This is a genomic window from Hyphomonas sp., from assembly GCF_017792385.1.
Lineage (GTDB): Bacteria > Pseudomonadota > Alphaproteobacteria > Caulobacterales > Hyphomonadaceae > Hyphomonas.
In genome coordinates this window covers 2147768-2167741 of record NZ_CP051230.1, presented here as the reverse complement: position 1 = coordinate 2167741, position 19974 = coordinate 2147768, and the positions used below count along the sequence as shown (strand labels likewise).

General features: G+C 63.7%; 23 protein-coding genes. 11 read left to right on the top strand and 12 right to left on the bottom strand.

Annotated features, from left to right (window positions below; genetic code table 11):
* Positions 1-3: 3 nt before the first annotated feature.
* From HF955_RS10805 to HF955_RS10770, 8 genes are all read right to left on the bottom strand, one after another.
* Positions 4-456 (bottom strand): Na(+)/H(+) antiporter subunit B, encoded by a 453-nt coding sequence (locus tag HF955_RS10805; RefSeq protein ID WP_027838004.1) that lies wholly within the window; start codon positions 454-456, stop codon positions 4-6.
* A complete protein-coding gene (locus HF955_RS10800; protein ID WP_291075141.1) occupies positions 453-1085 on the bottom strand; it encodes a DUF4040 domain-containing protein in 633 nt (210 codons plus the stop codon). Before HF955_RS10800 ends, HF955_RS10805 begins: the two co-directional genes overlap by 4 nt.
* 5 nt (positions 1086-1090) lie before the next feature.
* The gene (gene mnhG / locus HF955_RS10795) at positions 1091-1462 is read right to left on the bottom strand and encodes a monovalent cation/H(+) antiporter subunit G (RefSeq protein WP_291075140.1); all 372 of its coding nucleotides are present in this window, start codon (positions 1460-1462) and stop codon (positions 1091-1093) included.
* A complete protein-coding gene (locus HF955_RS10790; protein ID WP_027838002.1) occupies positions 1455-1748 on the bottom strand; it encodes a monovalent cation/H+ antiporter complex subunit F in 294 nt (97 codons plus the stop codon). Before HF955_RS10790 ends, mnhG begins: the two co-directional genes overlap by 8 nt.
* Positions 1745-2233 (bottom strand): Na+/H+ antiporter subunit E, encoded by a 489-nt coding sequence (locus tag HF955_RS10785; RefSeq protein WP_291075139.1) that lies wholly within the window; start codon positions 2231-2233, stop codon positions 1745-1747. The genes HF955_RS10790 and HF955_RS10785 overlap by 4 nt, the downstream gene beginning before the upstream one ends.
* A gap of 95 nt (positions 2234-2328) precedes the next feature.
* Positions 2329-3528, bottom strand: coding sequence for a DUF2336 domain-containing protein (locus HF955_RS10780; protein WP_291075138.1), 1200 nt, complete (start codon positions 3526-3528; stop codon positions 2329-2331).
* 76 nt (positions 3529-3604) lie between these two features.
* Positions 3605-4066: a hypothetical protein gene (locus HF955_RS10775; protein ID WP_291075137.1), complete on the bottom strand. Its 462-nt coding sequence runs from the start codon at positions 4064-4066 to the stop codon at positions 3605-3607.
* Positions 4067-4167: 101 nt separating this feature from the next.
* Positions 4168-4992: an isocitrate lyase/phosphoenolpyruvate mutase family protein gene (locus HF955_RS10770; protein WP_291075136.1), complete on the bottom strand. Its 825-nt coding sequence runs from the start codon at positions 4990-4992 to the stop codon at positions 4168-4170.
* A gap of 163 nt (positions 4993-5155) precedes the next feature.
* Between HF955_RS10770 and HF955_RS10765 the strand changes: the two genes are divergently transcribed.
* The 9 genes from HF955_RS10765 (at position 5156) to HF955_RS10725 (ending at position 14338) form a co-directional block, all read left to right on the top strand.
* The gene (locus tag HF955_RS10765; protein WP_291075135.1) at positions 5156-6607 is read left to right on the top strand and encodes an MFS transporter; all 1452 of its coding nucleotides are present in this window, start codon (positions 5156-5158) and stop codon (positions 6605-6607) included.
* A gap of 50 nt (positions 6608-6657) precedes the next feature.
* Positions 6658-7713, top strand: coding sequence for an alanine racemase (gene alr, locus HF955_RS10760; RefSeq protein WP_291075134.1), 1056 nt, complete (start codon positions 6658-6660; stop codon positions 7711-7713).
* A complete protein-coding gene (locus HF955_RS10755) occupies positions 7691-8503 on the top strand; it encodes an ABC transporter permease (RefSeq protein WP_036261468.1) in 813 nt (270 codons plus the stop codon). The genes alr and HF955_RS10755 overlap by 23 nt, the downstream gene beginning before the upstream one ends.
* Positions 8500-9264: an ABC transporter ATP-binding protein gene (locus tag HF955_RS10750; RefSeq protein WP_027837996.1), complete on the top strand. Its 765-nt coding sequence runs from the start codon at positions 8500-8502 to the stop codon at positions 9262-9264. Before HF955_RS10755 ends, HF955_RS10750 begins: the two co-directional genes overlap by 4 nt.
* A 258-nt stretch (positions 9265-9522) precedes the next feature.
* Positions 9523-10122, top strand: coding sequence for a hypothetical protein (locus HF955_RS10745; protein WP_291075133.1), 600 nt, complete (start codon positions 9523-9525; stop codon positions 10120-10122).
* A 62-nt stretch (positions 10123-10184) separates the two neighbouring features.
* Positions 10185-11567 carry a DNA repair protein RadA gene (radA, locus tag HF955_RS10740; RefSeq protein ID WP_027837994.1) on the top strand — a complete coding sequence of 461 codons (1383 nt, stop codon included), beginning with the start codon at positions 10185-10187 and terminating at the stop codon, positions 11565-11567.
* Positions 11560-12105 (top strand): CvpA family protein, encoded by a 546-nt coding sequence (locus HF955_RS10735; protein ID WP_291075132.1) that lies wholly within the window; start codon positions 11560-11562, stop codon positions 12103-12105. The genes radA and HF955_RS10735 overlap by 8 nt, the downstream gene beginning before the upstream one ends.
* Positions 12106-12145: 40 nt before the next feature.
* On the top strand, positions 12146-13597 hold the full coding sequence (gene purF, locus HF955_RS10730; protein ID WP_291075131.1) for an amidophosphoribosyltransferase: 1452 nt from the start codon (positions 12146-12148) through the stop codon (positions 13595-13597).
* 18 nt (positions 13598-13615) lie between these two features.
* Positions 13616-14338 carry an SDR family NAD(P)-dependent oxidoreductase gene (locus HF955_RS10725; RefSeq protein WP_291075130.1) on the top strand — a complete coding sequence of 241 codons (723 nt, stop codon included), beginning with the start codon at positions 13616-13618 and terminating at the stop codon, positions 14336-14338.
* Between the two features lie 55 nt (positions 14339-14393).
* Here HF955_RS10725 and HF955_RS10720 read toward each other — a convergent pair whose 3' ends face one another.
* Together HF955_RS10720 and HF955_RS10715 are read right to left on the bottom strand one after the other, a co-directional pair.
* On the bottom strand, positions 14394-14996 hold the full coding sequence (locus HF955_RS10720) for a glutathione S-transferase N-terminal domain-containing protein (RefSeq protein WP_291075129.1): 603 nt from the start codon (positions 14994-14996) through the stop codon (positions 14394-14396).
* An 11-nt stretch (positions 14997-15007) separates the two neighbouring features.
* A complete protein-coding gene (locus HF955_RS10715) occupies positions 15008-16024 on the bottom strand; it encodes a 2'-deoxycytidine 5'-triphosphate deaminase (RefSeq protein ID WP_027837988.1) in 1017 nt (338 codons plus the stop codon).
* 65 nt (positions 16025-16089) lie between these two features.
* Here HF955_RS10715 and metZ point away from each other — a divergent pair, with 65 nt between their 5' ends.
* Positions 16090-17292: an O-succinylhomoserine sulfhydrylase gene (gene metZ, locus HF955_RS10710; RefSeq protein ID WP_291075128.1), complete on the top strand. Its 1203-nt coding sequence runs from the start codon at positions 16090-16092 to the stop codon at positions 17290-17292.
* A gap of 24 nt (positions 17293-17316) precedes the next feature.
* A complete protein-coding gene (gene apaG / locus HF955_RS10705) occupies positions 17317-17733 on the top strand; it encodes a Co2+/Mg2+ efflux protein ApaG (RefSeq protein ID WP_027837986.1) in 417 nt (138 codons plus the stop codon).
* Positions 17734-17740: 7 nt separating this feature from the next.
* Here the strand turns inward: apaG and HF955_RS10700 are convergent, their stop codons facing one another.
* Positions 17741-18487: a DsbA family protein gene (locus HF955_RS10700; RefSeq protein WP_291075127.1), complete on the bottom strand. Its 747-nt coding sequence runs from the start codon at positions 18485-18487 to the stop codon at positions 17741-17743.
* A gap of 94 nt (positions 18488-18581) precedes the next feature.
* Entirely contained in the window at positions 18582-19964 is a 1383-nt protein-coding gene (locus HF955_RS10695; RefSeq protein ID WP_291075126.1) for a M48 family metalloprotease, read from the bottom strand.
* Positions 19965-19974 lie beyond the last annotated feature (10 nt).

Genomic DNA, 19974 nt, shown 5'->3' with positions numbered 1-19974 from the left:
GGCTTACCAGTCCTCGTCGCGGATTTCGGCCACACGGCCGGCAAAGGCGTAGAAGATGGTCAGCATGGCGCCGGACACGCCGAACAGAACGCCGAGTTCGATCAGGATAATGCCGACATGCTGGCCATGATGGCCGCCGGGCTCCTCCTGGAAAAGTGCCTGGTATTCAAGATACTGGCCGCCCTGCAGCATGGCCCAGAAGCCGACCCCGGCATACAGGAGCACGCCCACCGCGGCGACCGAACGGGTGAAGGCGGGCGGCACGGCCCGCATGGCCGACGGCACTCCGAAGACCAGCGCGTAGAGGATCACGGCCACGGCCAGGATCACTCCGGCCTGGAAGCCGCCACCGGGACCGAAATCGCCGTGGAACTGAACGTACAGTCCGAACAGGACGATGACCGGGATCAGCGTCTTGGTGATGACGCGCAGGATGACGTGATGGTCGCTTTTCATGCGTCTGCCTCCTCATCTTCCTTGTCGGAAGCCCTGTTTGCCTTGGGCAGGTTCTTGTCTTCATTGCGGATGGTTTCCGCCAGGGACCGCTCGCCGAAGCCGAGCAGCAGGGCCACGGCGATGCCGGCTACGAAAACCACGGTTGTCTCGCCCAGCGTGTCGAACCCGCGATAGCTGCCCAGCACGGGCGTGACGACATTCTCGATGCCGGTGTCGTACCAGGCCACTTGCAGATAGGTCAGGCCGACCCCCGTATTGGCCGGGGAATTGGGATCGCCCACGGCCGGCAGGTCCACGGTGGCGTAGATCAGCATGATCCCCGTCGCGATGCAGACCAGAAGCGGCCCGAGCTGTTTCAGCGTCTTCTCGGGCTTGGCCGTGCGCGATGTCAGCAGCATGGCGCCAAGAAGGACGGCGGTGGACATGCCCGCGCCGACTGCCGCTTCGGTGAAGCCGACATCGACGGCATCCACGGCGACATACCAGGCCGCGGAAACGAGCGAGTAGATGCCGGACAGCATCACGATTGCAAACAGGCTGCGCAGGCGGGCGATGGAGATCGCCACAACGAACAACAGGCCCAGAAGGACAATGTTGACGAGCGCGAGACCGATATCGGGTTCACTCATGGCCATCAGGATTCCATCCCTTCCTTGTCATGCGTGTCGACCGGCCCGATCAGCGGCTGAAGGCCGGCCGTGTGCGCTGCGTTGGCGGCGGCATGCGACGAGGCCGGGCTGGTCAGGTAGATGAAGACGAAGATCGCCACCAGCTTGCTGACGACCATCCAGTCCGGTGCCAGCATGGCCATGCCGAGCAGAAGCAGCGTTGCGCCGGACGTGTCGGTGATGCTGGCCGCGTGCAGGCGGGTATAGAAATCCGGAAAGCGCAGCACGCCGACCGTGCCGATGACGCAGAGAATGGCGCCAGCCAGGCACAGGGCGCTGCCCAGCGGATAGCGGACAATCTCCCACCAGACCGGAAGGTTTGCGAAGAAATCAGCCATTGCCACCTCCCTGGCCGCGGCGCACGAGCGGCACCTGGAACGACCGGTAGCGGAAGAATTTCAGGATCGCGATGGTCGCAACGAAGTTGATCAGCGCATACAGGATCGCGATGTCGAGGAATTGCGGGCGGCCCATGACGAATCCGAGCAGGCCGAGCGCCAGCACTGTCTTCGTGCCGAACGAGTTCACGGCCAGCACACGGTCATACAGCGTCGGCCCGGCAATCGCGCGGATCAGCAGGAGCAGCATGCCGAACAGGACGGCAATCAGGGCAGCGGCAATCATGCGGGTCTCCTCTTGCCGTCGGCGGCTTCGCGCGCGCGCCGGTCCATCTCGGCGAAGGCTTCCGGCTGGGCTTCCTGTTCGTACAGGGCGTGCACCAGCATCTTGTCGCCCTCGACCTCGACCGTCACCGTGCCCGGCGTCAGCGTGATGGAATTGGCGAATGTGACCTTGGCCAGGTCGGTCTCGCAGCCGGTCTTCACTTTCACAAGCGCAGGCGCAATGTCCATCTCGGCCTTCAGGCAGGCCTTCACGACCGTCCAGTTCGCCTTGACGATTTCCTTCATCAGCCAGGGAAAATACAGCGCGAAGCCGAGAATGCGGACATAGGGCGCGCCTTCACGGTCAATGATGTCGAGTCGGTAGGCCAGGATCAGGCAGACGGCCACAGAGACTGCGCCCAGCGACAGCAGGAGTGGTGAATAATGGCCCGACATGCCCAGCCAGAAACCGACCAAGGCGATCAGCAACCCCAGAAAGTACGCCACGCGTGCCCCTTTCATTGAAGACCCAAGACAATGAACGCCTTGACCTAATGGCCTGCGTGCATCTTGGAAAGGGCAATTCGGACGGTTTTCTGTGCTTACCTGCCAAAAACGAGGCGGGCCGTGCGCTGGGGCGAGGAGAAGTTGGAATCCTCATTGGCTGGCTCGTCTTCCATCGTCGAGGCCAGGGCGCTCGGTGAATAGGCCGTCGACAGGGACCAGTTCCAGTAGCGCAGCGTGGTCTGCGCCTTCGCAACGGTCATGATCTCGTAGATTTCCGCAACCCGGGCAAAGTCCGGGTCGAGGCTGCCATCTTCCGTTTCCAGAGAGCGTTTCAGCCCGGTCCACAGGACCGGCAGGAAGTCCCGGCTGACGCCAGTGCCCTTGAACAGGACCGCAATCCCCTCCCCGCCCTTGTCGGACAGGATCTTGGCCGCCGTCACCGGCTTCAGGCCGGCCAGATAGCCGATTTCCTGCGCCAGTTCCGAATCCAGCCCGTTCAGCGCCGATGCGTTGATGGCGTCTTCCAGACTGTCATACGGGCTCTTGTCGATGGCGCCCCGATTGCGCTGGCGGCGTTCAATCAGCTGCAGGGCTTTGCGGGTGACCGGATCGGACCAGTTTTCCTCGGCGGCCAGTTCGAACACGTCACGGCAGGTATCGATGACTTCGAGACGGTCTGCAGCATGACGCTGGAGAATCTTCCGGCGGGTCACCGCATCGCTCCACCAGAACATGGCCATGGCCTGGGACGGCTTGGTCTCCAGCCTTTCAACCAGAAGCGGGCACAGGCTCTTTTCGTCCCGCGAGCGCAGGATGAGCTTGTCGATGGCCTGTTCCGGCAGGATGGCCCCATTATTGGCCAGCATGGCCTTGACCGCGGGGATCTCCGCGAATTCGGCCAGGTACTCGCACACCGAATCCGGCACCTGCTTGCGTTGCGCCACGGCGAGCCGGTGATCAGCTGCGCCCGACATGCTGATTTCCCGCAGGTCGCAGGCGTCAAAGCCTTCATTGTGCTCCAGAACGTGGCGGGCGACGGCATAGGAACACTGGCCGAGATAGCGCAGCACGCGCTTGGGGGCCTCGCGATGATCCGCGAGGCGGCGGGCACACATTTCGCGGTCGCTTTCCTCTGCATGGAACAGCATTTCCAGCAGGATGTCGCCCACCATGTGGCGATCCTGATGCGCAAGCCGGGAGGCCGGCATCGCGACCAGGTCAAGCAAACGACGAAACAGGGCGGTGCGCGCACGCCCGACCGGTTGCGTCTGCAGGGGCTCCAAGGGGTTTTCCATCCGTTTGGCCGTCATTGAAGTGTGCAAAACTTTTGCAGCAAACGGTTAACGGTGTGTGGAGACGGCCCGGCCGGACTCAGTCGCGCGATTTCGTCCCGGGATGCACAACCATCAGCAGCAGGCTGCAGACCAGCATGACAATGGCCAGCATGAACAGCATGCCGCCATCGGTGGCGGTTTCCTGCGGGTTCAGCGACAGCGGCACTTCCCGGCCGAGCCAGGGCGACAGGTGCATCGCCACGGCGCCGCCCAATATGCCGGCCGACAGGAAGGCGCCGAACCGCCGGGTCATCGGCAGGAACAGGAACAGGGCCGCGACCAGTTCGATCGCGCCGACCACAACCCGTCCGGCAGGCTCGTACAGGCTGATGCCGGAATTGGTGGCAATGGTCTGGAAAACGATGTTCTCCCCCGGCGGATCGAAGAATTTCACCATGCCTTCCGGCGGATTGGGCAGCGGATGCAGCGTGGCATGCAGGAACATGGCGATGAGGAACAGGGCCAGGGCCCAACTAACAATGTGCCGGAACAGCTGCATTCTACATACCTTTTGCCGGTGGGCGGTTAGTCCGAAGCTAACCATAGCCCGCCCGCGTGGCAACTGAGCTGTGCGCGAAGATCCCGTGACACCGATCGATGTCAGGCTTTCGCCATCATGGCGATCAGTTCGTCTCCGGAGCGCGCCAGGCCTGCAAACCCGAACCCTTCGGCCTGGAGCAGCTCCTTGCCCGCTGCGACCAGTGCGCCATAGGCGGTGTTGAACAGGAGCGGCCCGAGACTGATCCGTTTCACCCCCGCCGCCTGCAAATCCTGCAGGCTCACCGGCAACGCCTTCGGCCGCGCCAGCACATTCACCGGCCGATCAACGCTCGATATGACGCTTCGGATATCGGCAAGCGAGCGCAGACCGGGCGCGTACAGAATGTCGGCCCCGGCCTCCTGGTACGCCTGCAGCCGACGGATCGTGTCGGCAAGGTCCGGAATGCCGGTGAAGAAATTTTCGGCCCGCGCGGTCAGCATGAAGCGGAAGGGCAGCGACCGCGCGGCTTCGACTGCCGCCCGGACACGATCTGCAGCCGCTTCAAGCGGATATTGCGGCTCCGCCGGATTGCCCGTGAAGTCCTCTATCGATCCTCCCACAAGCCCCGCCTCTGCGCCGAGCCGGATCGTCTCGGCGCAATCCTCCGGACGATCTCCAAAGCCGTTTTCCAGATCTGCGCTCAGCGGCAGCGACGTCGCCTCGGCCAGGGTGCGGATATGGGCCATCGTCATGTCACGCGTCACCTGATAGTCGGCGCGCGCCCCGGTGGCGGCAAATCCGGAACTGGTCGTGGCCAGCGCCTCGAAGCCGAGCCCGGCGAGGAGCTTCGCAGATGCAACGTCCCAGGGGTTGGGCATCAGGAACATGCCGGGTCGCGCGTGGAGGGCCTCGAAGGCGGCGGCGCGGTGCAGTTGAGATGTCATGTATGGTCTCCCTTTCCGCAACGAGATCAGCATATCACCGGATGGCGACCCACCCGTTTCTTGCGCATCGGTCATGGACATTGGGCGTCATGTGTCGCAAGGCCGGGGGCTTTCCTTATCGGGGCCGCCTTCATACAGTCCCGCCAATTGTTCCGGAGTGGGCATGTCAGACAAGATGGAAGACCTGATCGACGAGATGGCCGAGGACGCGGCCGAGGATATCTCGTCGCCCGTCAGCGGGGTCAGCGAGGCGATCGGCGCCGGCGCATCCCTTCTGGCCACGGCAAACCATTGGCGTGCCCGCCGCCTGCGCCGCGGCGTCAAGATCGAACTGCCTGCCTATCTGATGGTCCAGCTCAGCTGGTTCATGGCCTTCGGCCTGCAGATGGTGCTGTTCCCCTATCTGATCACCGGACAGGAACATCTGCACATGGACGGGCTGGCGCTCGGCCTGGCCAATATGGCGCTGTCGGCCCCGTCGGTCATCTTCCTGCTGATCGGCGGCGTGGTGGCCGAACGGGCGGACGGCAAGCGGCTGCTGATCATCCTGCACCTGCTGGCGGCCACCCCCGCCCTGTTCCTGGCGGTGGCCGTGGCGCGCGGCGAGCTTTCCTATCCCGCCATGATCATCTACGGCCTGACCATCGGCACGGTCGGGGCCTTCATGATGCCGGCCCGTGATTCCATCGTAAACGAAGTGGTCGAACGGCGCATGCGGGTCGGCTCCGGCGTGACACTGCAACTGGGCGTGACGCTGGCCACGATGGCGCAATTCCTGGCACAGATCGGCGGCCTGATCGTCGGCGGCTATGCTGACAAGCGCACCCAGATGCCGGACTGGCTGGGCGGCTTCGGCATCGGCCCCATCCCGGCCGAGCAATTGCTGGCCGTGCAGGGCATCATCCTGGCGCTGGGCGCAGGCTTTGCGCTCTGGCTGGGCCGGGGCCGGCAGGTCGTCGCCAGTGGGCGGGGCGTGAAAGCCGCCTTCAGCGACATTGCCGAAGGTTTCCACGCGGTCCGGTCCGACGGCAAGCTGTGGGCAATGACCGCCCTGATGTTCGGCGTCGGCATTTTCGTGATCGGCGCCTTCCTCGTCGTGCTCCCGATCGTGAACCGGGATGTCTACGGCTTCGGCTCGGACGGCATCCGGGACATGTTCGTCACCTTCTGGATGGGCGCCTTCGTCTCCTCGGTCGTGCTGTCCATTTTCAAGCGCATCAAGCGGCAGGGCCGCCTGTTGCTGATCGCGCAATTCCTCGCCTCGGTCAGCATCCTCGCCATGATGTGGCGCGTGCCACACTATGCCTTCCTCGGCATTGTCTTCATCTGGGGCCTGGCGGCCGGCATCTCCATCGCGATGAGCCGTTCGATCGTGCAGGACGCCGCGCCGAAGGAGAAACTGGCGCGTGTCCTGTCGATCTACCAGCTGGGCTTCATGGCCGGCGCACCGTTCGGCGCCGCGATCATGGGGGCACTCGTCGACCTGTTCGGCCCGCAGAAGATCGCCATTGTCCCGGCAGGCGGCATGATCCTGCTGATCCTCTGGATGGTGTTCTTCACGCCGGTCTGGAACATGAAGGGCTCGGCCTGGCTGGCCCATCAGGAGCGGAAATGACGGCTTTGTGTGGATGACAGGCCGGTCAAACGCTTCTATCGGAGTGTTCCATGAGCTTCCGCCCCCGCGCCACGGTCCACCTGTCCCATATTGTTGCCAACTGGCAGGCGATTGACCAGCTGCACCCCGGTGCAACCACCGCCGCCGTGGTGAAGGCGAACGGATATGGTCTCGGCGCGGCCAGAGTGTCCGACGCGCTGTCGAAGGCTGGCTGCAGCACATTCTTCGTCGCGCATGTCGAAGAGGGCGTGATGGTCCGCAGGACGCTGGGACAGGCGCGGCGCATCTTCGTGCTCAACGGTCCGGCCGCCGGGGACATGCGGTCCTATCGCGAAGCCTCGCTGACGCCGGTCCTGTCCAGCGCGGAGCAAGTGGACCTCTGGACCCGCGGGGGCCGCGGCCCCTGCGCGCTGCACTTCGACACCGGCATCAACCGGCTCGGCCTGCCCCCGGCCATGATCGAAACGCATCTTGATGCCCTGAAGAAGCTGCAACCGGTTCTGGTGATGAGCCATCTGGCCTGCGCGGACGAACCGGATCATCCGGCGAACCAGACCCAGCTCGACCGCTTCACCCGGATCGTGGAGGCTTTCCCGGATACGCCGGCAAGCCTCGCCAATTCCGCCGGCTGCTATCTCGGGCCGGATTATGCCTTTGACCTGACCCGTCCCGGCATCGCCCTCTATGGCGGATCGGACGCACCCGGACACGTCGCGCTGTCGCCCGGTGTGACGCTGGACGCGCGCATCATCAGCGTGTTCCGGGCGAGGGCGGGAGACACGGTCGGCTATGGCGCGACGCACCGGCTCGAAGAGGATCGCATGCTTGCCACGGTGGCGCTCGGCTATGCCGACGGCATGCCGCGTGCCGGCAGCAATGCGCTGATCGGATATCTGGACGGCGCGCCCTGCCCCGTCCTCGGCCGCATTTCCATGGATCTCATCACGATTGATGTTTCAAAGGCACAGGCGGCGGCAAAAACAGGGGCACGCGTTGAATTCCTCGGCGCGCATGCCAAACTCGAACAGCAGGCGGCCCGTGCAGGCACGCTAGGATATGAATTGCTTACAGGACTCAGCAACCGTGTCGAACGTTTCTACGTCTAAGCGTGGGGTGCCCAATCCCCTGCAATGGATCGGTGCTGCGGTCCTCGGCTTCTTTGCCGAGATCGGCCGGCTGACCGTATTTGCCAGCCGCGTGAAATTCGCGGCCTTCACGCCGCGCTGGTATCCCGGCCAGGTCTGGCGGCAGGTCGTGAACATCGGATTCTATTCCCTGCCCGTGGTCGGCCTGTCGGCGGTCTTCATCGGCGCGGCGCTGGCGCTCAACATCTATGAGGGCGGCAGCCGCTATGGCGCGGAGCAATTCGTGCCCAGCATTGTCGTGCTCGGCATCACGCGCGAGCTGGGTGCCACGATTACCGGCCTGATGCTGGCGGGGCGCGTCTCGGCGGGTATCTCGGCAGAGATCGGGGCCATGCGCGTCACTGAACAAATTGATGCGCTGGAAACGCTGTCGGCCTCGCCCTATCGGTATCTCTACGCGCCGCGCTTCCTCGCCGCCATCATCGCCCTTCCCCTGCTGGTCATCGTGGCGGACATTATCGGCATCATGGGCGGATGGCTGGTCAGCGTCTATGCGCTCGATTTCGACTCCACCACCTATCTGCGCAACACGCTCGACTTCCTGACCAATGAAGACGTGCTGGTTGGCCTGATCAAGGCGGTCGTCTTCGGCGCCGTCATCGCCATCATGGGCTGCTATCAGGGCGACCGGTCAGAGGCGGGCGCAACCGGCGTCGGCCGCGCGGCGACGCTCTCCATGGTGGGCGCTGCCGTGCTCGTGCTGGCCGCCAACTATCTCATGTCCACCCTGTTCGTGGAGATCGGCCTGTGAGCACGCCCATACTGAGACTTGAAAACGTCCAGAAATCCTTCGGGTCCAAGCAGGTCCTGAAGGGCGTCGATATCGAAGTGCAGAAGGGCGAAAGCCTCGTCATTCTCGGCGGCTCCGGCTCCGGCAAATCGGTCATGCTGAAGAATGCACTCGGCCTGATGACGCCGACCGCCGGCAAGATCTTCTTTGACGGGCAGGATGTCACGAAGGCCACCGGCCGCACGCGCGAGAAGATGCGCGCCCGCATCGGCATGCTGTTCCAGTCCGGCGCGCTTTTCGACTCCCTCACCGTCTGGGAGAATGTCGGGTTCCGCCTTCTGCAGGTCGACAAGATGCGCCGCAAGGATGCCAAGGAACAGGCCATCGAGACGCTGAAGAAAGTGCGCCTCGGCCCGGATGTCGCCGATCTCTACCCGGCGGAAATCTCCGGCGGCATGCAAAAGCGCGTCTCGCTCGCCCGGTCGATCATTTCAAAGCCGGACCTGATCTTCTTTGATGAGCCGACCACCGGCCTTGATCCGATCACGGCCGATGCCATCAATGATTTGATCCTCGAACAGGTGCGCGGCCTCGGCGCCGCGGCGGTCTCGATCACGCATGACATGGCCTCGGCCCGCAAGATTGCCGACAACATCGCCATGCTGTTCGAAGGCAAGATCATCTGGCACGGCCCGGCGAACATCATCGACAATAGCGGCAACGACCATGTCGACCAATTCGTCCACGGACGAGCGGACGGCCCGATTCAGCCGGCGATTTAGGCAGCTACGACGAACACGGCCAGGTACACGCACTCCATTGTTGTCATCCCGGAAAACGCACCGCGTTTATCCGGGACCCATGGCGCCGTCGCTGGAACGCGTCCCGGACAATGGCTTCGCCATTTCCGGGATGACAAGACCTGTTGCTTTGCGCGCATCCGAAAAGAACATCCCCAGACGGCTCAAAGCCTGGCCCTCTACTTGACCCGCACCTGATCTTCGGGCGCTATCCCCCCGGTGCATGCGGGGGGAAACGCCATGATGGACTTTATCAAATATGTGTCGGTGGCCTTCACCGCCGTCTCTCTGGCGTTCACCGGCTGGCTGCAATACGAGAAGTTCCGTCTCGACGGCGAATGGCATATCGATACCTGTACCGAGCAGGCAGACCTGACGCGCTATGAAGGCCTGCATCTCGCCTGGCGCGTGTTCCTCTCGGATGATCCCCTCTCGGCCCCGGTGGTCGGCGATGGCGAAAAGATACAGGAAGCCTTCGCCGCCATCCCCGCCTCCGCCCGGTTTCCGGTCCGGCTGGTCGGCACGAAGGAGATCAACAAGGTCAGTCTGACCGGACGGTTCGAAGGCCATCGCCGCGCCTCGACCGGGCGGTTCGAATTCCAGCCCACCCTGTCGAAACGCCTCTTGTCCGGATACATCCCCTTCTATCAGCGCAATGTGGATGTGCTGGATGGCAGCTTTGCCTTCACGGCGGGCAATGCGCGCGGCCCGGCCCGCGCCGTGCGATTGGTGAATGGCAAGATGCCGGACGGAATCGCGCCCTTCGCCTGTCTTGGAAAATCTGTCGCCGATCCGCCCCCGCCTGCGGGCGAGGTGGCAGACGGTGAAGAAGCCGACTGACGGAGAGGGCGGATGAACGCAGCCTCTTCCCCCTCACCGCGAACCCTCATATCTCATTAGTCATGGCCAAGACCGCGACGACTGCCTTTGTGTGCCAATCCTGTGGCGAGGTTCACTCCAAATGGAGTGGCAAGTGCAATGGCTGCGGAGAATGGAACACGCTGGTTGAGGAAACCGTCGGCGGCACGCCGGGCGGACTCGCTGCTCCGAAGGCCGGCACCAAACGCTCGTCCAAGGCGGAATTCGTCGCCCTGAATGCCGAGACCGAAACGCCCGCCCGCATCGTGATGGGGGTTGAGGAACTCGACCGTGTCTTTGGCGGCGGCATCGTGCCATCCTCCGCCACGCTGATCGGCGGCGATCCGGGCATCGGCAAATCGACCCTGTTGCTTCAGGTCGCCGCGCGCCTCGCCCGCAATGGCGTGAAGACGGTCTATGTCTCCGGCGAGGAAGCCGCCGCCCAGATACAGGAACGCGCCAAGCGTCTGAAAGTCGCCGAAAGCCCGGTCCAGCTCGCCACGGAAACCGACCTTCGCAAGATCCTGTCGGCGCTGAAGGCCGCCAATCCGGACTTCGTCGTGATCGATTCCATCCAGACCATGTGGTCCGACAGTCTGGAGGCCGCCCCCGGCTCGGTCAGCCAGGTCCGCGCCTGCGCGCAGGAGCTGACCCGCTGGGCCAAGAAATCCGGGTGCGCGCTAGTGCTCGTCGGGCACGTGACAAAGGAAGGCAACATTGCTGGCCCCCGCGTGGTGGAGCACATGGTCGATGCGGTCTTCTATTTCGAAGGCGAACGCGGCCACCAGTTCCGCATCCTGCGTGCGGTGAAGAACCGGTTCGGCCCGACCGACGAAATCGGCATCTTCGAAATGCACCAATATGGCCTCGCCCCGGCCAAGGAGCCGTCGGCCCTGTTCCTGTCGGCCGATGGGGATGCAGAGGGCGGCGCCGCCGTCTTCGCGGCCATGGAAGGCTCCCGCCCCGTGCTGGCCGAAGTGCAGGCCCTGGTCGCCAAATCCGCCTATGGCACACCCCGGCGCAGCGTGGTGGGATGGGATGGCGGACGTCTGGCCATGCTGCTGGCCGTGCTGGAGGCACGCTGCGGCATCAGCCTGTCCGGCATGGATGTCTATCTCTCCGTCGCGGGCGGCTATCGCATCGGCGAGCCGGCGGGCGATCTCGGCGCGGCAGCGGCCCTGCTCACCTCGCTGGCCGACACGCCGGTGCCCGAACGCAGCGTCTTCTTCGGCGAAGTCGCCCTGTCCGGTGCGGTGCGTCCGGTGGCCCGGATGGAACAGCGCCTGAAGGAAGCCGTGCGCCTCGGCTTTACCCATGCCTATGTGCCCGAAGGCAGCCCGACTTCAGTCGATGGCTTGACGATCACCCCGATTAAACGGCTTATCGATCTTGCCCAACTTCTCGCCCCGGACGCCCAGAATGCTTGAGTCCATTACAGCTTTTGATGCCATCGCCGTCGCGGTCATCGTGATTTCGGCGATCATGGCCTTCGCTAGGGGCTTTCTCAGGGAAATCGCAACACTCGGATCCTTCATCGCCGCGCTGGCGGCCGCCTTCTATGCGCGGCGCTTCTTTGCAGACGGCGTGCGCACGCTGGTGCCGGAAGGGGTCGATCCGCTTCTCGGCGACCTGGCGCTCATCGTGTTTGCCTTCATCCTGGTCTATGTTCTGGTGGCCTGGTTCGGCCAGCGCCTGTCGAAGAACATCCAGGGCGCCGACGGCATCGGCATGTTCGACCATTTCGCCGGCCTCTTCTTCGGCATCGCCCGCGGTGCCATCGCGCTGGTGTTCTTTGCCGTACTCCTGAACCTGGCCCTGGAGGAAAGCCGCATTCCCGATTTCATCCGCAACTCGATGACCTATCCGCCGCTGAAGGAAATGGCGGACTATGTGAACGACAACGCGTCAAAAGTCGGAAAAGATGTGCAAGCCGCCCTTCCCTTGGAGGCCGAAACAAGGCATTAGGCGCGTGTCGCAGTACTGTCACTCAGGAGGTGCGTCTCAAATGGTCCTCTTCGATCATGATGACGACAAGCCCCGCGAGGAATGCGGCGTCTTCGGTATCTTCGGAAATCATGAGGCCAGCCTGCTGACAGCGCTGGGCCTGCATGCCCTCCAGCATCGCGGGCAGGAAGCCTGCGGCATGATCACCTTTGACGGCAAGCGCTTCCCCTCGGAACGTCACCTTGGCATGGTGGGCGAGCATTTCGGCGGGGACCTCCGCACGCGCCTGCCCGGCCACGCCGCCATCGGTCACAACCGCTATTCCACACAGGGCCGCACCATGCTGCGGAACGTGCAGCCGATCTTCGCAGACCTCGCCGGCGGCGGGTTCGCGGTGGCACACAATGGCAATCTGACCAATTCCCGCAAGCTGCGCCATGACCTCGTCAAGGATGGCGCGATCTTCCAGTCCACGATGGACACCGAAGTCATCCTGCACCTGGTCGCCCGCAGCACGGGCAAGCGCTTCCTCGATCGCCTGATTGATGCGCTCCAGAAGATCGAGGGCGGTTATGCCCTGGTCGGCCTGACCGGCAAGAAGCTGATCGGCGCACGCGATCCGGTGGGCCTGCGCCCGCTGATCCTCGGCAAGCTGGGCGACGCTTATGTTCTGGCCTCCGAGACCTGCGCGCTCGACATTATCGGCGCGGATTTCGTGCGCGAGATCGACAATGGCGAAATTGTCGTGATCAGCGAGAAGGGCGTCGAATCCTATCGGTTCGCGCCGCAGCGCCCGACCAGCCCCTGCGTCTTCGAATACGTCTATTTCGCCCGTCCGGACTCCATCGTGCAGGGACGTTCCATCTATGAAGTGCGCCGCCGCATGGGCCATCAGCTGGCCGCGGAGACACCGGCCGATGCCGATGTCATCGTGCCGGTGCCGGATTCCGGCGTGCCGGCCGCGCTCGGCTTTTCCGAAGCCTCCGGCATCCCCTTCCAGATGGGCATCATCCGGAACCATTATGTCGGGCGGACCTTCATTCAGCCGACCCAGACCGGCCGCCAGAGCGCCGTTTCCAAGAAGCACAGCCCGAACCGTGCCGTACTGGAAGGCAAGCGCGTGATCCTGGTCGACGATTCCATCGTGCGCGGCAATACGTCGAAGAAGATTGTCCAGATGGTGCGCGAGGCCGGCGCGCGGGAAATTCATTTCCGCTCGGCCAGCCCGCCCATCGTGAACCCTGATTTCTATGGCATCGACATGGCGGCCAAGTCCGAATTGTTCGCCGCCATCCACACGCACGAGGAAATGGTCAGGGAGCTGAAAGTCGACTCACTCGGCTTCCTCTCGGTGCCCGGCCTGTATACGGCGATCGGAGAGCCGCAGCGCAATCCGATGCAGCCGCAATTCTCCGACCATTGCTTCACCGGAGACTATCCGACCCCGCTGGTCGACAATGAACATGCCGAGTCCGACAAGGAACGCCAGCTCTCCCTGCTGGATGATGCATAACTCCGCCAAAGCGCTTTCATGACTGACACTCCCCGCCTCATCCTCGTCACCGGCGCCTCCCGGGGCATTGGCCGCGCCGCTGCGCTCCACCTCGCCCGCCAGGGCGATATCGTCATTGCCATTGCGCGCTCGAAGGCCGCGCTCGAGAAGCTGGATGACGAAATCCGCGCCCTCGGCAGCGAAGCTGTCCTTGTGCCGATGGATTTGAAAGACACCAAGGGCATCGAGACGCTGGGCAAGGTGATCGGAGAGCGCTTCGGCCGCCTTGATGGCCTTGTGGCAAATGCCGGAATCCTCGGCACGCTCGGCCCGCTCGAAACCTGTGGTCCGCGCAGCTTCGAGGAAACCATCGCGGTCAACCTGAATGCGAACTTTCACCTGATCCGCGCCCTGTCACCCTGGCTGCACCAGTCAGACGCACCGCGCGCCGTGTTCGTCACTTCCAGCGTGGCCCGCCATCCCCGCGCCTTCTGGGGCCCCTATCAGGCCGCAAAGGCGGGACTGGAAGCGCTCGTGATCGGCTGGGCAGACGAGAACGAGAACATGAAACTGCGCGCCAACATCTTCGATCCCGGTGGCACCCGCACCGGCATGCGCGCCGAGGCCATGCCGGGCGAAGACCCGATGACCCTTCCGACCCCTGAAGAAGTTGCAGCGGAAATGGTCAAACTGGTCAGTCCGGATGAAACCCGCACCGGCGCCTGCGTGGTCTATCGCGACCTTGTGAAGGCAAGGGGGTAATCCGGATGCCGAAGGATGATCTCTTTCTCCTTCAGGCACCCTTCGAAGATCCGGCCTATTCCGGCGGCGCGGTCAGGGCGAAACTCTCCCGGCCGGACATGTCCGAGAACCAGTCCGCCAGTCCCGGATGCGGCGCGCGCCAGTCGAGATCCGGCAGGCGGAAATCCAGATAGCCGAGCGCGCAGGCATAGCTGATCCGGCCAAGGTCGAACACGGCGTCGTCGGCCCGGACATCATTGGCAATGTCGTCCACACCGCGATGAATTGCGGATATCCACCGCGCCTGCCAGAATTTCGATTGCTGCGCGTCCGGCCTGCGCGATTCCATGACCAGGCTGAGCGCCGCGTCCAGGATGCCATCGCCCAGCGCCTGCGCCTTCAGCACCGCCCAGCGCCGCGCGCCCTCGACAGGCAGCAGCGGGTCTCCGCCGGCCATATGATCAAGATATTCACAGATCACCGGACTGTCGAAGAGATGCGTGCCATCCTCCAGTTCCAGGGAGGGCACCTTGCTGAGCGGATTGCCGATCTTCGAGGCGGCATTCTCCGCCATCGGGTCGGCGCGAACCAGTTCCACTGCGGCCTGCAAGCCCTGCTCGATGATCAGCACCCGTACCTTCCGGGCATAGGGTGAGGTGGCAGAGTAATGCAGCTTCATGGTGCGCGCTTTCAGATTCGGAAATGCTTTGACAGTTTCAGGCCCTGCCCCTGATAGTTCGAGCCCTTGCCGCCATACAGGCCCTTCGGCCTGGAGGCCATGGCTTCATAGACCAGTTTGGCAACCGGCTGGCCATGTTCCAGGATGAAGGGCACATCGCGCGAGCGCACTTCCAGCACGGCGCGGCTGCCGCCCGTATTGGTGCCGAATCCCGGATCGAAGAAGCCGGCATAATGCGCGCGGAACTCACCCAGTTCCGGTGCGATCGGCGCCATCTCTGCCGCCTCCATCGCGCCGACCTTCACGGTCTCGCGGCTGACAAGAATGTAGAATTCCTCGGGATTGAGCACGATCCGCCCGTCGCGCGGCCAGACCGGCTCCCAGAACTGGCCGGCCTCATGGGCGCCGATGCCGCGCAGATCCACGATCCCGGAATGATGCTTGGCCCGCCAGCCCACCGGCTGATCCCCAGCCGATTCCAGGTCGATGGAGACGATTTTCTCCTTCAGCGTCTCCGGCTTCTTCCGCTTGAAGCGGATCTGCGCCAGCCGGTCGCCCGGCCGCACCATGATCGGGAAGGTGCGCGGGCTGACCTCCAGATAGAGCGGCCCGGAATACCCCGTCGGCACCTCGTCGAAGGCACGCGAGCGATTGGTCACGAGGCGCGTGAACACGTCGATCCGCCCGGTCGAGCTTTTCGGATTGGCCCGTGCGGCAATGCCGGCCGGCAGGCGCAGCGATTCCATCAATGGCACCAGATAGACACAGCCGGTCTCCAGCACCGCGCCTTCCTTGGTCAGGTCAATCCGGTGCATGTGGATGCCCGGCTCCTGCAGCATTTCGGCGACGGTGCGGTCCTTGCCCGGCAGGAAGCTGGCCCTCAGCCGGTAGGCATCCTCGGCTAGGCGCAGATCCAGGCTTGCCGGCTGGACCTGTCCTTCTTCCAGCGGCAGGTCCGAGCGGATCGCCCCGGAGGCAACCAGCGTCTCGATTTCATGGTCGGACAAAACACCCGAATCTTCGGCCATCACTTGCACCCCTTGCCCTCTCAGGCATAAGACGCACTGCAGGAAACACAAGGGAATAACCTGTCATGGCAGATACTTCGGACACGGGCGCGAAAAAGGGCTGGAAGCCCGCCACCCAGGCGGTGCGCGGCGGCCTGATGCGGTCCGATCATGGCGAAATCTCCGAGGCGATCTACCTGACCTCCGGCTATTCCTATGACAGCGCCGAACAGGCCATGCGCCGCATGGCCGGGGAAGAGGACGGTTTCGTCTATTCCCGCTATGGCAGCCCGACCTGCGAAATGCTGCAGCAGCGTCTCGCCCTGATCGAAGGCGCAGAGGCCTGCCGCGTCGCCGCCTCCGGCATGGGCGCCATCTCCACGGCCATTCTCGCGCCGCTGAAGGCCGGCGACCGGGTCGTGGCCGCCACAGCCCTGTTCGGCTCCTGCCGCTGGATCATCGCCAATCAGATGCCGAAATTCGGGATCGAGACCGTGTTTGTCGATGGCGCAGACCTCGCGGCCTGGGAGCGCGAAATCGCCAAGGGCTGCCAGCTTGTCCTGATCGAAAGCCCCGCCAATCCCCTGCTCGACGGCGTCGACATCGAAGCCGTCGCCCGGCTCTGCAAGGCGGCCGGCGCCACGCTGGTGGTCGACAATGTGTTCGCCACGCCGATCCTCCAGAAGCCTCTGGAGCTTGGCGCGGATGTCGTCGTCTATTCCACAACCAAGCACATGGACGGCCAGGGCCGTGTCATGGGCGGCGCCATATTGTGCGACGCCGCCCGTATGGAAGAGGTCTATGATCCCTGGCTGCGCCATCTCGGCCCGGCGGCCTCGCCCTTCAACGCCTGGGTTGTGCTGAAAGGCCTGGAGACGCTGAAACTGCGCGTCGACCAGCAGACCCGGAATGCGGCCCGTCTGGCCGACGTCATCGCGGACCACAAGGCCATTGCCGCCGTCCGCTATCCGCATCGCCCGGATCATCCGCACTATGACATCCACAAGCGCCAGATGAGCGCCGGAGGCACCATGGTCGCCTTCTCGCTGAAAGGCGGTCAGGAAGAGGCGTTCAGATTCCTGAATTCATTGGAATTGGTCGATATCTGCAACAATCTCGGCGACACCAAATCGCTGGCCTGCCACCCGTCCTCGACCACACACCGCGCGCTCAGCGACGAGGAACAGGCCTCGATGGGCCTGGACCGCAGCTGGATCCGCATGTCAGTGGGACTGGAGGATTCTGACGATCTTGTAATGGATTTGACCCACGCCCTTAACAGTGTGTGAACGAATTGGATCGAATTTTATCGAATGGGCAGACGGGTTCCTCCTCCTCAGTATGAGCAAGTCACGGATGGTGTGCGCATCCGCGTCCGCCCCAAATTCATGCATGACGAATCCGAGCCCGCCCGCGCCCGGTTCATGTGGTCCTACACGGTCGATGTCGAGAATGAGAGCGACCGGACCTGGACGATCGTGCGCCGGCACTGGAACATTGTGGACGCGGCCGGCCGCCGGCAGCAGGTGGATGGCGATGGCGTGATCGGGCAGACCCCGACCCTCGGGCCGGGCGAACGGTTCAGCTACACATCCGGTGCGCCCCTTGCTGCCCCGTCGGGCATCATGGGCGGCACCTATGATCTTGAGGGCGATGACGGGTCCGTGCTGATCGCCACCATCCCGATGTTCTCGCTGGACAGTCCCTACGAGACGTCCCTGCCCTGCTAGGCTTTCCCTAGCTGTCCAGGGCGTCCACGATCAGGTCGTTGAGACGGTCCTGATCGGCGCCTTCGATGAAATTGTTGCCCATGAAGAAGCTCGGCGTCGCCTCGACGCCCAGCGTGCGCGCCAGCTGCTTGGAATCGGCCAGCTTCTTCTGGATATCCATGGACCGCATGTCGGCGCGCATCTTCTGGACACTGATGCCGACCTCTTCAGCCACTTCATCCAGCTTCGCATCGGTCAGGTCATTATTGTTCTTGATGGCCATCAGCGCCATGTGGAACTCGGTATACTTGCCCTGCTTTCCGGCTGCGAGCGCCGCCAGCGAGGCCGTTTCGCTGATCCCGCCAAAGATCGGCAATTCCTTGAACACGACGCGCACCTTGCCGTCATGGGTCTCCGGCAGGGCCCGCACCCAGTCGACCGAACGCTTGCACCAGCCACACCGGTAATCGAAGAACTCGACCACGACGATTTCGGCATCCGCCGGGCCGACGGAATAATCTTCCTCATTCTCATACAGGGCGGCGAAGTTTGCCGCGATGGCAGCTTCGGCGGCCTCGGACGCGGCGGCCTTCTGCTTGGCCTGCAGCTTGATCAGCGCTTCCTCGATGAGTTCCGGATTCTCCAGAATGTATTCCCGAATGATCTGCTCCGTTTCCGCGCGGTCGGCGCCCGGCGCAGCCTTGCTTTCGGCGCAGGCCGGGGTGAGGACGAGGGCGGCCATGGCGGCCGTCAGTGTGGTCAGCTTCTGGGTCATTGGGGTTCCTGTGTCTCAGGCGGGAATCGGTCAGGCCAGATATACGGCCTCATCGGCGCGCGTCCATCCGACCTGACAGAAAGTTGATGCAGGCTTATCTCACCGAGAAGGAGAGGCGCGGCCCGCGGCGATACATGTCGCGATTGTCGGGATTGTTGGCGTCGGTCACCAGCAGGATGTCATCGGCCCGGCGATAATCCGGCGTGCCAGGCTCCAGATTCTGCACGGCAAAATGGGCAAACCGGTTGGCGCGCACGATATCGCCCACAGCATAGGCCGACTCCGCCGTGGCCAGCTGCGCATCGGCGCGGCGGCCCTGTTTCTCATAGGTGATGGCCAGTTGTGCCCAGGCAAACGCATTGTTCGGCTCGGCGATCAGCGCGTCCTTCAGCGCCTTTTCGGCGGTCTCCGTATCGCCCGGCGCGTCCCGCGCATTCAGCGACCGCGCCAGATTGATCAGCAACAGGGGCTGGCCGGGTTTCAGTTCCAGCGATTTCTGGTGCGGCATCACCGAATCCGCCGCCCGTCCGCTTTCAAACAGGATCTGGCCCTTCAGCTCCCAGAAATACGGATTCTCGGGATCTTCGGCCAGCAGCACGTCCACTTCGGTCAGCGCCCTGTCGATGTCGGAGGCCTGCAGCGCCGCAATCGAGCGGGCATAGCGGGCCGGCTGGCTCTGGTCGCTGGCCGGATATTCCCGCGCCACCTTGTTCGGCGTGTCGAGGAAGCCGATCAGCTTGGCGCGCATCATCTGGTACTGGCGCACTTCCCGCTCGGTGGGCGGCGTGTCCATCATACCCGTATCCTCGGCCAGCATGCGCACATTGCGGATCCGGTCCGAAGCCAGCGGGTGGGCCCGGAAATAGGGATAGCGCCGGGCGCTGGAGAGCACTTCCTGATACCGGAAATTCTCGAAGAATTCGACGATCCCGCGCGGCGACTGCCCCAGCTGGGTCAGGTATTCCACGGCCGCCGCATCGGCGGTTGCCTCTTCCGACCGCGTGTGCGTGAAGAAGTTCAGGGCAGCAAATTGCTGGGACGACCCGATCAGCGCGGCACCGGCGCCGCCCTCCCCGGCCGCCATGGCCAGGATGCCCAGTCCGATGGACAGCAGGGCCGGACGCATTGCCACGCCCGCTGCCCGCGACCGGCTGACCGAGTGGCCGCAAGCGATGTGGCAGGTCTCATGACCGATCACGCCCTTGATCTGCAGCGAGGAATCCGCCGCGATGATCAGACCCGTATGCAGGTGGATGTTCTGGCCGTTCGCCACGAAGGCGTTCAGCGAGGGATCATTGATCAGGTACAGGCCGACATCATTCGGCTTCAGTCCTGCCACATCGAGAATCGGGTCGGTCCATTCCCGCAGGGTTTCCTCGATCTCCGCATCGCGAATGAGGCTCTGGGCCGTGGCACTTGCCGCCATCATGACCGCCAGAAGGGCGGCGCCAGCCAGTTTCAGGACATTCCGCGCCATGCAAAGCGCC